Consider the following 12609-nt stretch of genomic DNA (forward strand, 5'->3'; position numbering starts at 1 on the left):
TCTGTTGATTTGAATCTGTTAGATTATATTTGGTTTTTATTTATTACCCATGAGTTTTACCATTCGATTTGCAACCAAAGAAGACATGAAATCTGTTCATAGGTTAATTACCGAATTAGCAGTTTTTGAAAATGAACCCAATGCCGTAAAAATATCTGTACAGGATTTGGAAGAGAACGGATTTTCTGAATCTCCAAAATTTAAAGTCTATGTTGCAGAGGAGAATGATGAAATTATTGGAATGGCTCTTTTTTATGAAAGATATTCAACTTGGAAAGGAAAAACTATTCATTTAGAAGATCTTATAGTTACAGAATCAAAGCGAAAATTAGGAGTAGGAAAGGCTTTGTATTCTGAGTTGATGAGATATGCTTTTGGTAATGGTTATAAAAGAGTAGCTTGGGAAGTGTTAGATTGGAATAAAAATGCTATTGATTTTTATGAAAGTACAGGAGCTCACATTTTAAAAGGTTGGCAAGTAGTTCATATGACTGATGAGAAATTGAAAGAATTCATTCAAAAAGAAAACCAGTGAAAGTATATAAGTTTGGAGGAGCTTCAATAAAAGATGCTGATAGCATCCAAAACGTTGCGAAAATTTTAAAAAGCGAAGGAACAGAAGGTTGTTTGCTTGTTATTTCTGCTATGGGAAAAATGACTAATGCTTTTGAGAATATTGTACATGCTTATTGTTATGATAAAGCCAGTTTTAAAAAATCATTGGATTTTGTTGTTGGTTTTCATGAAGATATAGTGAACGCTCTTTTTGATGAACCCAATATTGTTTTGGATAAAGTAAGCGGCCTGTTTAAAAACTTAAACAGCTTTTTAGCTAAAAATGATTCTAAGAGTTATGATTATTTATACGATCAAATTGTTAGTGTTGGAGAGTTGCTTTCTACAACCATTGTTAGTAATTATTTTGTTGAAGAAGGAATAGAGAATATATGGAATGATGTTCGAAAATTAATCATAACCGATAATAGTCATAGAGATGCAAAAGTAGATTGGCAAAAAACTCAAGAAACTATTATAGAATCAATAGATCAGAAAAAACTGAACATTGTTCAAGGATTTTTAGGAGGTGATACTAAAGGAAATACAACAACATTAGGAAGAGAAGGTTCTGATTACACAGCAGGAATTTTTGCATATTGTTTAGATGCAAAAGAAGTAACAATATGGAAAGATGTAGAAGGTGTACTGAATGCAGATCCTAGAGTTTTTAAAGAGACACAGCTGTTAGAACAAATATCTTATGAAGAAACTATAGAGATGGCTTTTTATGGAGCCTCAGTAATACATCCTAAAACCATTCAGCCATTACAGAGTAAAGAAATCCCTTTGTTTGTTAGATCTTTTAAAGATCTAAACTTAAAAGGAACTAAAGTTACAAGAGGAGTAGCAATAAAACCTTATCTGCCTTGTTTTATTGTAAAGAAAGATCAAATATTAGTGTCGATTTCTGCATTAGATTTCTCTTTCATGGTTGAAAATAATATCAGCCACATATTTAAATTATTACATCAATACTTGCTCAAAGTAAATTTAATTCAAAATTCTGCAATTAGCTTTTCTGTTTGTGTTGATAATAAATTCAATCAGTTTGAAACATTTCTCGAAGAGTTGAAGTCTTCATATAAAGTAGACGTTGTCAAAGGAGTAGATTTATACACGGTTAGGCATTTTACCGACAAATCATTGGGTGAAATTCAGCAAAACGGATTGCCTCTTTTGACTCAAATTAATAAAGAAACTGCACAAATTGTAATCAAACAATAGAACTGTTTACAGTGTCGATTTTTTGACTATGTTTGTAGTTACGCGAAGGTATAACGTATGGGGCTAGTTACATCGAAGGAAATTGCTAAAGTAATAGGAGCTGATAAGTTTGGTTTTCTAGGTACTTTCTTTGGTTGGATTCTAATGCGATTGCTAAGAATATCAGCTCTTAATAGGATTTATAAAAAACATAAGGATAAAAAAGATTTAATTTTTTTAAATTCTGTGTTAGAAGAATTTCAAATTCAGTTTGAAATTCCAGAAGAAGATTTAAAAAGAATTCCTAAAGAAGGTCCATTTATTACGGTTTCCAATCACCCACTTGGAGGTGTAGATGGGGTGTTACTTCTCAAATTATTATTGGAGAAAAGATCGGATTTTAAGATTATGTCTAATTTTTTAATCCACAGAATAGAGCCTTTAAAACCTTTTACTCTAGCTGTAAATCCCTTCGAAAACCACAAAGACGCTAAATCTAGTGTTGGAGGAATAAAACAAGCTTTAGAACATTTAAAAGAAGGGTATCCGTTGGGGATTTTCCCCGCAGGAGAAGTATCTACCTATAGAGATGGGAAATTAATGGTTGATAAACCATGGGAAGATGGTGCTGTTCGATTAATCAAAAAAGCTGAAGTTCCAATTATTCCAATCTATTTTCACGCGAAAAACAGCAAGCTGTTTTATATTCTATCAAAAATTAGTGATACTTTAAGAACAGCAAAGTTGCCTTCAGAGTTACTGTCGCAAAAGAACAGAGTTGTTAAGGTAAGAATTGGGAAACCAATTTCTGTAAAAGACCAACAAGAACATCAAGATATCGACTCATTTTATGCTTATATCAGGAAGAAAACCTACATGCTAGCAAATCCTTTTGAGAAGAAGCCTCAAAAAATATTATCTACTCAGAATTTAAAAATAAGTTCCCCTCCAAAGAAAATATCATCTCAAAAGAATATAAACTCCTTTATAAAAGAAGTAAATTACTTAAGAGATAATGATAAGCGTCTCTTGCAAAGTAAAAACTACGAAGTGTTTTTTGCTTCCGCTAAAGAAATACCTAATCTTCTGCATGAAATTGGAAGATTGAGGGAAATCACATTCCGAGATGTTGGAGAAGGAACCAATAAATCTATAGATCTTGATAAGTTTGATAAGTATTACTACCATATGTTTTTATGGGATTCTTCTGAAAATACTTTGGCAGGAGCTTATAGAATGGGACTAGGAAAAGATATATACAAGCGTTACGGAATAGAAGGTTTTTATATACAATCACTTTTTAGGTTTGAACCAGAGTTATATGGAATGATGGAGCAAACAATAGAAATGGGAAGAGCTTTTATCATTAAAGAATATCAGCAAAAACCCATGCCTTTATTTTTACTCTGGAAAGGAATTGTACATGTTACTTTGCGTTACCCAAATCACAAATATTTGATGGGAGGAGTTAGCATTAGTAATCAGTTTTCCGAATTCTCAAAATCTTTGATGATTGAGTTCATGAAATCACATTATTACGATCCTTATGTTGCGCAGTATATACAGCCAAAAAAAGAATTTAAGGTCAAATTAAAAGACGCAGACAAAGATTTTGTATTTGATGCAGCAAAAGCAGATATGCAAAAATTTGATAAAGTTATTGATGAAATTGAGCCAGGAGCATTGAGAATCCCAGTTCTAATAAAAAAATATGTAAAGCAAAATGCTCGTTTGGTAGCATTTAATGTAGATCCAAAATTTAACAATGCTGTAGATGGACTCATGTATATCAAGATTGTAGATCTACCAGATAGTACAGTAAAACCAGTCATGGAAGAATTTCAGGCTGAATTAGAAAAAAAAGCTAGTGAAATAGGACAGAAAACAGAATAGAGTAAAAATTGATAATTCTTAAATCTTGGGGCTATGAAGAATTTTTTCAAAATATTACTAACGGCTTTGGCCGTAATTGTACTGGCGAGTTTTGTGCCAGGAATTGATATCGAGAATAATTATCTAACTGCAGTTGTTGTTGCAGTAGTTATTTCGTTGTTGAACATGTTTGTGAGGCCGCTTATTATATTTCTTACCTTACCAGCAACCATTATCTCATTAGGACTCTTTTTGTTCGTAATCAATGCAATTATTATACTATTGGCCGGAAAACTAGTAGAAGGATTCCATGTCTCCGGTTTCTTTGCAGCTTTCATCTTTAGTATTCTCCTTTCCTTGTTTAGATCTTATTTGTTTTCATTCTTTGAAGACGAAAAAGAAAATGACTGAAATAGAAGCAATTAAACTTTGTAGGAATTCAGAAAAAGCTGTAATTTTGCAGCCAATTTTTTAAGAATTTTAGAGTCAGATGAATATTACAAAAGAAAGCGTTGACGCATTAAATGCAGTTGTGAAAGTTGATATCGTAGCAGAAGATTATCAAACAAAAGTAGAAGAGATTTTAAACGACTACCGTAAAAAAGCAAACATCCCAGGATTTAGAAAAGGTCATGTGCCTATGGGAATGGTTAAAAAGCAATACGGAAAATCTATTATGATTGATGAGGTAAACAAGCTTTTACAAGAGTCGTTAAACAAATTTTTAGTAGAAGAAAAATTAGATATCTTAGGAAATCCATTACCAAAAGTAAGTGATGATTTTTCTTGGGATGCAGAAACCTTGTCTTTTGAATTCGAACTAGGTTTGGCTCCTGAATTTGATGTAAATCTTAAATCAAAAAAGAAAGTTACTCAGTACAATATTACTGCAGATGAAGCTTTAATAGACAAAGAAGTTGAAAACCTTCAATCTCGTTATGGGAAAATGTCTACTGTTGAAGCAATTGATGAAAAAACAAACGTAACTGGAACTTTTGTTAATGAAGAAAAAGAGATTAATAAAAAATCTACGATCAATGTTGTAGACATCAAAGGAAAAGTAAATCTTAAAAAATTCGTAGGGAAAAAAGTAGGAGATGTTCTTGAGCTAAAAACTAAAGGGCTTTTTACAGATTCTCATAAATTAATGGGAGCCCTAGGTGTATCTCACGATGATGCTCACGATTTAGACGTTAAAGTTACTTTTACAATAGAAGAAACAACAGAAATCGAATTAGCAGATTTAGATCAAGAGTTATTTGATAAGTTATTTGCTGATGGAAGTGTAAAAACAGTAACTGAATTAAGAGAAAGAATTAAAGCAGATGCTGAAAAGCAATTTCAACAACAAGCAGATCAGCAATTGTTAAACGCAGTAACAGAGCATTTAATTGAAAATACTAAGTTTGATTTACCTTCAGAATTTTTAACAAAATGGTTAGCAACTGCAGGAGAAAAGCAATTATCTACAGAAGAAGCTGTTGAAGAATATAACAAGTCTGAAAAAGGATTGCGTTATCAATTGATTCAGGAAAAAATCATGAGAGATAATGAAATCAAATTAGACTATGAAGAGTTAAAAGAATACGCTAAAGGATTTATTAGATCTCAAATGGCTCAGTTTGGAAACATGAATCCAGAAGATTCTGAATTGGAAGATATTGCAGGTAGAATTTTATCAAACCAAGAAGAAGCTAGAAGATTACAAGATCAATTAATTAGTCAAAAGTTATTAGAATTCTATAAAGAAAACATGAGCTTCAAATCAAAAGAAGTTTCTTACGAAGACTTTATTAAAGAAGTTTACAAATAAGAATTAAATAATTCATCAAAAAAACTCCTCCTAAAAAGAGGAGTTTTTTTAGCACTTCATTGTAACAAAATTATTCATCAATAGTTAGTATCTTTACAGAGAATCTTAAAAAGGAATATTTAAATGGATTACGGAAAAGAATTTGAAAAATACGCAATTAAAGATCGCGGCATTAGCAGTACATATTATCATCAGTTGATTACCAATATGACACCAAATATCATAGAAGAAAGACAATTGAATGCTGTTGCGATGGATGTTTTCTCTAGGTTGATGATGGATCGCATTATCTTTTTAGGAACAGGAGTAAACGATCAAATTGCTAATATTATACAAGCACAATTATTGTTTTTAGAAAGTGTAGATTCTTCTAAAGACATTTCAATTTATATCAATTCTCCAGGAGGAAGTGTATATGCTGGATTGGGAATTTATGACACAATGCAGTTTATCAAACCAGATGTAGCAACTATTTGTACTGGAATAGGTGCCTCAATGGCAGCCGTTTTAATGTGTGCTGGAGAAAAAGGAAAACGATCTGCATTACCACACTCTAGAATTATGATTCACCAACCTATGAGTGGAACACAAGGACAAGTTGCTGATATGGAAATTGCAGTAAAAGAAACACTAAAGGTAAGAGATGAGTTATATGAAATTATAGCAAAACACTCAGGGCAAACCTTTGATCAAGTATTAAAAGATTCTGATAGAGATTACTGGATGCGAGCAGAAGAAGCAAAAGCATACGGTATGATTGATGAAGTATTGGAAAGAAAATAATCTTTCAACAAAGAAAAATAAATCATGGCAAAAGAAGAAAATTTAGAATGTTCCTTTTGTGGTCGAAAAAAAGCTGAAACAGATTTGCTTATTGCAGGAATGGATGCCCATATCTGCGATAAATGTATCGAGCAAGCCCACGGAATTGTAGAAGAAGAGATTGCCGAAGCAAAATCTGGAAATCTTTCCAAAGAATTAATTCTCAAAAAACCTTTGGAAATAAAATCCTTCTTAGACCAATATATCATTGGTCAAGAAGAGACCAAAAAATCGATGTCTGTTGCGGTTTATAATCACTACAAGCGTTTACTTCAAACAAAGAATGATGAGAATGAGGTAGAAATAGAAAAAAGTAATATTGTCTTAGTAGGAGAAACAGGAACTGGAAAAACATTAATAGCCAGAACCATTGCTAAGATGTTAAATGTTCCTTTTTCTATTGTAGATGCTACAGTATTAACACAAGCAGGATATGTAGGAGAAGATGTAGAAAGTATCTTAAGTAGATTATTGCAAGCTGCAGATTACGATGTTATAAAAGCGGAAAGAGGTATTGTTTTTATCGATGAAATTGACAAAATAGCTCGTAAAGGAGATAACCCTTCTATTACTAGAGATGTTTCTGGAGAAGGAGTTCAGCAGGCTTTATTAAAGTTACTAGAAGGAGCCGTTGTAAATGTGGCACCTAAAGGAGGAAGAAAACATCCAGAGCAAAAATTTATCGAAGTAGATACTAAAGATATTTTATTCATTGCTGGAGGAGCTTTTTCTGGAATAGATAAAATCATTAGCAAGCGCTTAAATATGCAAGCCGTTGGTTACAGTGCATCTCTATCTGAAGACAAAATAGATGAAGATAACTTGCTACAGTATATTATTCCATCAGATTTAAAATCATTTGGTTTAATTCCTGAAATAATTGGTCGTTTACCAGTATTAAGTTATATGAATCCATTGGATGCTGATGCCTTAAGAGCAATTTTAACGGAACCTAAAAATTCAATTATAAAACAGTACACCAAATTATTCTCAATGGACGAGGTAAGTTTTGTAATTGAAGACGATGCTTTACAATATATTGTTGATAAAGCTGTTGAGTACAAATTAGGAGCTAGAGGATTAAGATCTCTTTGCGAAGCAATCTTAACTGATGCAATGTTTGAACTGCCTAGTACAGATCAAAAAGAGTTTGTTGTCACTAAAGATTATGCTGAAGGAAAATTAACCAAAACTACATTGAAAAAGTTAAGAGCGGCTTCTTAAAACCGTTATTAAATTAAATAGAATACAAACCTCACTAATAATCATTGGTGAGGTTTTTCAATTTGTTATATTTGTTTTCACTTTCCATCCATCAAAATAAATGATATCTAGAAGTACCATAGATCGTGTTTTTGAAACTGCTCGAGTAGAGGAGGTTATTGGAGAATTTGTTCAACTAAAAAAGGCAGGAAGCAACTTTAAAGGATTAAGCCCCTTTACAGATGAAAAGACACCTTCTTTCATGGTGTCGCCAGTAAAACAAATTTGGAAAGATTTCAGTACAGGCAAAGGAGGAAATGCGATTTCTTTTTTAATGGAACATGAACATTACTCTTATCCTGAAGCCATTCGTTATTTAGCTAAGAAATATAACATTGAGATTGAAGAGACTGTTCAAACTGATGAACAAAAAGAACAGATGAATGAACGAGAAAGTATGTTTTTGGTTTCCAAGTTTGCCAAGGATTACTTTCATGACACTTTGCTAAATTCAGATCAAGGAAAGGCTATCGGCCTTAGCTACTTTAAAGAAAGAGGGTATCGCGAAGACATTATCAAAACATTTGATTTAGGATATTGTTTAGACGAATGGGATGCTTTTACAAAGGAAGCTCTTAACAAAGGATATGATTTAAAATATCTCGATAAAACAGGGCTTACAATTGTTAGAGAGCAAAAACAATTTGATCGATTTAAAGGAAGAGTGATGTTCCCAATCCATAGTATGTCTGGAAGAATATTAGGTTTTGGAGGGCGAACACTTTCTAATGATAAAAAAACTGCAAAGTATGTTAATTCTCCTGAGAGTGATATCTATCATAAGAGTAAGATTTTATATGGAATCTATCATGCTAAAAAGGAGATAGCTAAACAAGACAATTGCTTTTTAGTAGAAGGATATACTGATGTAATTTCTTTCTACCAATCTGGAATTGAAAATGTAGTTGCCTCTTCTGGAACTGCATTAACACCAGACCAAATACGACTGGTAAATAGACTTACCAAAAATATTACTGTACTGTTTGATGGAGATGCTGCAGGGATAAGAGCGTCAATAAGAGGAATAGACCTTATTCTTGAACAAGGCATGAATGTTAAAGTCGTTGCATTTCCAGAAGGCGAAGATCCCGATAGTTTTGCAAAAAAACATTCAGATGCTGAGTTAAAAGAGTATTTAGAAACTTCTGCGCAAGATTTTATCAATTTTAAGGTTTCTCTGTTAATGCAAGAAGCTCAGAATGATCCTGTGAAAAAAGCAGGATTAATTCGTGATATTGTTACCAGTATTTCAAAGATTCCAGATAGTATACAAAGAGAGGTATATGTACAAGAATGCTCAAGAATTATGGATATTTCAGAGCGAGTATTGTTCAGTGAGTTAGCACAACTTATCTCTAAGAATACCAAAGAGTTTGCAAAAAACCAGAAAAAGGAACAACAATCTTTTGAAGTTGTTAAAGCAAAACAAGCTCAAGTAGAAGAAATAGATTCTTTATTTATTCTAGAGAAAGAAATCATTAGAATTCTTTTGCTCTTTGGGAACAAAGAGACAGATTTTATAGATTATATTGAGGTTGAAGATGAGGAGGGAAATATTCATTTAGAAAAAGAAAAATATTCAAATCAGGTTTCAAAAGAATTTTATTTGAACCTTCAAGATGATGAAATTGAATTTAGCAATGCAATTTTTAAGAAGATTTATTATGAGATGATTCATCAAATGAATCAATCAGATAAAATAGACATGGATGCCTTTATTAATCATGAAGATTCAGCAGTAGCATCTATGGTTACTTCTATTCTGATGGATGATGAGAGATATGCTTTAAGTGATTGGGAAAGAAAAAACATTTTTGTGACAGAGTCTGAAGAAATACTTTCTAAACTAGTAACAGATGCTATTTTAAACTTAAGACGCATTTTAATTGACAGAAAGATAAAAAATCTAATATCTCAAGACGATGCTTCAAAAATTACTTCTAATGACCTTGAAATGGTTCAAAACTATACTGGTCTTAAGAAAAGATTGTACAGTAAGTTAATGAGAGTAGTGTAGTTGTTATTATCCATTTTTAAAACTATATGTCAGTTTTAAGGTCTAACTATGTGTAAACACTAATTATAAAAGGGTGTTTCCACCCTTTTTTGCGCAACTCAGCCCATAAAAAGAGTTAGTTTGTATTTTTTTTGTACATTGCACATCCTTTAGTGTGCCCCCTGAAAAAGAAAATTTAATGTATTATGAAAAGAATTATGCAAATAATTAAGATTATTCAACTATTCTTAATTTTACCATTTCAAATTGCCAATGGGTCAAAAAAGAAGGCTTATTTGAGAATAAAGAAAATGCTAGTTGCAGCAAATCTACTTTAATACTTCAGGAATTTCACAGACTGGTATTGGAACCATTTTATGCTGATTGGCAGCATTTAGTTTGGTATACTTTTGAAAAACTTCTTTTTCTCTTCCTGAAAAATCATTTATAGTTTTTCCTTGTTCTTGCATATACATCGCCCATTCCAATTCGTCATAACTAGCGCCTAGCTGATCCTCATCAGTTCTATCATCTCCCCATAAACCATCAGTAGGAGCTGCTTTTTGAATATCTTGATTAACTCCTAAATACGCTGCTATTTGATATACCTCAGATTTCATTAAATCTGCAATTGGGCTTAAATCTACACCTCCATCTCCATATTTGGTATAAAAACCAACTCCAAAATCTTCTACTTTGTTTCCAGTTCCTGCAACTAAATAACCATCTAATCCTGCAAAATAGTATAGTGTAGTCATGCGCAAACGAGCTCTGGCATTGGCTAGTGTTAAAAAACGCTCTTTTTCATTCTCTACAGAAGGTAAAGAAGTAACTAAACTATCAAAAACAGGTGTTAAATCTACTTTTGTATTCTGAACATTACTAAAGTTTTCTTGCAACCATTTGATATGGTTTAAAGCTCTGCTTACTTGATTTGGAGCTTGGTGTATAGGCATTTCTAAACATAAAGTTTCAAATCCAGTTTTTGCACACAAAGTTGAGGTAACAGCAGAATCTATTCCTCCAGAAATCCCAATGACAAAACCTTTTACTCCTGCTTTTTTAGCATATTCTTTTAACCAATCTACAATATGATCTGTAACCTTTTCTACTTGCATCGGAAACTATTTTAGTATTTTTGACGTTTAGATTTTCTAAGCTAAGATACAAAGCAAATGCGTAATTTTTTTTTCTTTTTAATAGTTTCTACCTTCTTATTTTCTTGTGAAGATGAGCCTAAAAATATTGTTGATCTTTCAGGAATAAACGTAAATTTTACAGTAAAAAGGTTTGATGTTGATTTTTATCAGTCTAATCAAGAGAGTCTAGGTGCTTTAAAAGTAAAATATCCAGATTTATTCCCAAAAGAAACTAATGATAGTGTTTGGATTGCTAAGATTAATGATCCAGATGAGCAAGAGTTGTATAGAGAAACGCAAAAAGTCTATCAAGACTTCTCCAAAACAAGAAATGAGTTTGAAGAATTATTCAAACATGTAAAATACTATAATAAAGATTTTATCGCGCCAAGTGTTATTACTGTGCTTAGCAATATAGACTACGAATATCGCGTTATTTATGCTTCTCCTTTGCTTTTTATTTCCTTGGATGTTTATTTAGGAGTAACAAGTCCGTTTTATGCGGATTATCCTGACTATATTAAAATAAACAACAAACAAGAAAGAATTGTGGTTGACGTTGCAAATCAATTTATCGATTTACAAGTAAAACAATCACTAGATCGAACTTTTTTAGGAAAGATGATTGCCGCCGGAAAAAAACAATATCTATTGGATCTTTACCTTCCAAGAAAATCTGACTTGTTAAAAATAGGATATTCAAAGGAAAAATTAACTTGGGCTGAAGATAACGAGGCAGAGATTTGGCGTTATTTTATAGAAAATGATTTATTATACAGTACAGATACTAAGCTAAACAAACGATTTTTAGATGAAGCACCTTTTTCTAAGTTCTATTTAGCAGAAGATGCAAATTCTCCTGGTAGGATTGGTGAATGGATTGGTTGGCAAATTGTTCGCTCTTTTATGGAAAAGAATGATGTATCTTTGCAAACACTTTTAAAGATGAATGCTGAAGAGATCTTTAAAAAATCAAAATATAAACCTAAAAGATAATGGCAATAGCACATACATCCAAAATAGAATTTACTGTAGAGTTAGACGAAAATAGAGTTCCAGAAAACATAAGCTGGTCTGCTGAAGATGGTGGTATCAATGAAGAAGAATCTAAGGCGATAATGCTATCTGTTTGGGATCATAAACAAAAAGATACTTTACGAATGGATCTTTGGACTAAAGACATGCCTGTAGATGAAATGAAGCAATTTTTTCATCAAACGTTGGTTTCTATGGCGAACACTTTTCATCGTGCAACAAATGATGAAAAAATGAGTGCTACAATGAAGGATTTTTGTGATTATTTTGCTGAAAAACTTGAGTTGATCAACAAGTAATTTGTTAAAAAAAAAGCACTTCGAATTTTTATAATTAGTTTTTTTTCATACATTTAGCTGATTTTAACCCCCAAAATCCCCTAAAATGAAACCTCTAAAAGTGCTCTGTGCTATAGGAATCGTCTCCTTATTTTTTTCCTGTTCTTACCAAGAAGATACCGCTGCTTTTTTCATAGATAATACAATACAAGGAAGTATGGTGTTGGAGAGATCTCCTGAAGATCCCAGTAACCAAGTAGCAAATAATCTTTTATTAGATCTAACTTCTTCAGAATCTTACGAGAAATATATACTTAGATTAACAGAACTAAAAATCAATAAGTTTATATGTAATTTCAGTAATTATCAAGGAGAAATTGATAACGGACAAATATATATAGACGATATTTTATTAGGTTCTTTTGAATCTAATATGGAACATGTAAGTATTGAAGATCCAGAAACTTTATCTAGAATAGCAGAATTATTTTTAGAAAAGACAACATTAGACTTTTCTTTTGTGGGAGAATCTGATACATTTCACTTTTTATCAGTGAGTGTTCAGGTTGAAATGAAAGGCACATTTGTGTATTAAAAAAGGCCCGCTTTTAGCGGGCCTTTTTGTTTAAT

13 protein-coding genes are annotated in these 12609 nt (G+C 31.9%); 12 read left to right on the forward strand and 1 reads right to left on the reverse strand.

Annotated features, from left to right (window positions below; all coding sequences use genetic code 11):
- Positions 1 to 49 precede the first annotated feature (49 nt).
- From AAON49_RS13200 to AAON49_RS13240, 9 genes are all read left to right on the forward strand, one after another.
- Positions 50 to 535 carry a GNAT family N-acetyltransferase gene (locus tag AAON49_RS13200; RefSeq protein WP_349555246.1) on the forward strand — a complete coding sequence of 162 codons (486 nt, stop codon included), beginning with the start codon at positions 50 to 52 and terminating at the stop codon, positions 533 to 535.
- A complete protein-coding gene (locus AAON49_RS13205) occupies positions 532 to 1782 on the forward strand; it encodes an aspartate kinase (protein WP_349555247.1) in 1251 nt (416 codons plus the stop codon). Before AAON49_RS13200 ends, AAON49_RS13205 begins: the two co-directional genes overlap by 4 nt.
- 57 nt (positions 1783 to 1839) lie before the next feature.
- A complete protein-coding gene (locus tag AAON49_RS13210) occupies positions 1840 to 3654 on the forward strand; it encodes a GNAT family N-acyltransferase (RefSeq protein WP_349555248.1) in 1815 nt (604 codons plus the stop codon).
- Between the two features lie 33 nt (positions 3655 to 3687).
- A complete protein-coding gene (locus AAON49_RS13215; RefSeq protein WP_349555250.1) occupies positions 3688 to 4044 on the forward strand; it encodes a phage holin family protein in 357 nt (118 codons plus the stop codon).
- A gap of 79 nt (positions 4045 to 4123) precedes the next feature.
- Positions 4124 to 5446, forward strand: a complete 1323-nt coding sequence (gene tig, locus AAON49_RS13220; RefSeq protein WP_349555252.1) for a trigger factor — start codon at positions 4124 to 4126, stop codon at positions 5444 to 5446.
- A 123-nt stretch (positions 5447 to 5569) separates the two neighbouring features.
- The gene (locus tag AAON49_RS13225; protein ID WP_349555253.1) at positions 5570 to 6229 is read left to right on the forward strand and encodes a ClpP family protease; all 660 of its coding nucleotides are present in this window, start codon (positions 5570 to 5572) and stop codon (positions 6227 to 6229) included.
- 24 nt (positions 6230 to 6253) lie between these two features.
- A complete protein-coding gene (gene clpX, locus AAON49_RS13230) occupies positions 6254 to 7492 on the forward strand; it encodes an ATP-dependent Clp protease ATP-binding subunit ClpX (protein WP_349555255.1) in 1239 nt (412 codons plus the stop codon).
- Between the two features lie 100 nt (positions 7493 to 7592).
- Positions 7593 to 9548, forward strand: coding sequence for a DNA primase (gene dnaG, locus AAON49_RS13235; RefSeq protein ID WP_349555257.1), 1956 nt, complete (start codon positions 7593 to 7595; stop codon positions 9546 to 9548).
- 185 nt (positions 9549 to 9733) lie between these two features.
- The gene (locus AAON49_RS13240) at positions 9734 to 9865 is read left to right on the forward strand and encodes a hypothetical protein (protein ID WP_349555259.1); all 132 of its coding nucleotides are present in this window, start codon (positions 9734 to 9736) and stop codon (positions 9863 to 9865) included.
- Here AAON49_RS13240 and nadE read toward each other — a convergent pair.
- Positions 9857 to 10645, reverse strand: a complete 789-nt coding sequence (nadE, locus tag AAON49_RS13245) for an NAD(+) synthase (protein ID WP_349555260.1) — start codon at positions 10643 to 10645, stop codon at positions 9857 to 9859. The genes AAON49_RS13240 and nadE overlap by 9 nt on opposite strands.
- A gap of 57 nt (positions 10646 to 10702) precedes the next feature.
- Here nadE and gldB point away from each other — a divergent pair, with 57 nt between their 5' ends.
- The 3 genes from gldB (at position 10703) to AAON49_RS13260 (ending at position 12574) form a co-directional block, all read left to right on the forward strand.
- Positions 10703 to 11662, forward strand: coding sequence for a gliding motility lipoprotein GldB (gldB, locus tag AAON49_RS13250; protein ID WP_349555262.1), 960 nt, complete (start codon positions 10703 to 10705; stop codon positions 11660 to 11662).
- Positions 11662 to 12000 (forward strand): gliding motility protein GldC, encoded by a 339-nt coding sequence (gldC, locus tag AAON49_RS13255; RefSeq protein ID WP_349555264.1) that lies wholly within the window; start codon positions 11662 to 11664, stop codon positions 11998 to 12000. The genes gldB and gldC overlap by 1 nt, the downstream gene beginning before the upstream one ends.
- 85 nt (positions 12001 to 12085) lie before the next feature.
- Entirely contained in the window at positions 12086 to 12574 is a 489-nt protein-coding gene (locus AAON49_RS13260; protein ID WP_349555266.1) for a hypothetical protein, read from the forward strand.
- Positions 12575 to 12609 lie beyond the last annotated feature (35 nt).

Origin of the sequence: Pseudotenacibaculum sp. MALMAid0570 (assembly GCF_040151415.1) — a bacterium.
GTDB lineage: Bacteria > Bacteroidota > Bacteroidia > Flavobacteriales > Flavobacteriaceae > Polaribacter.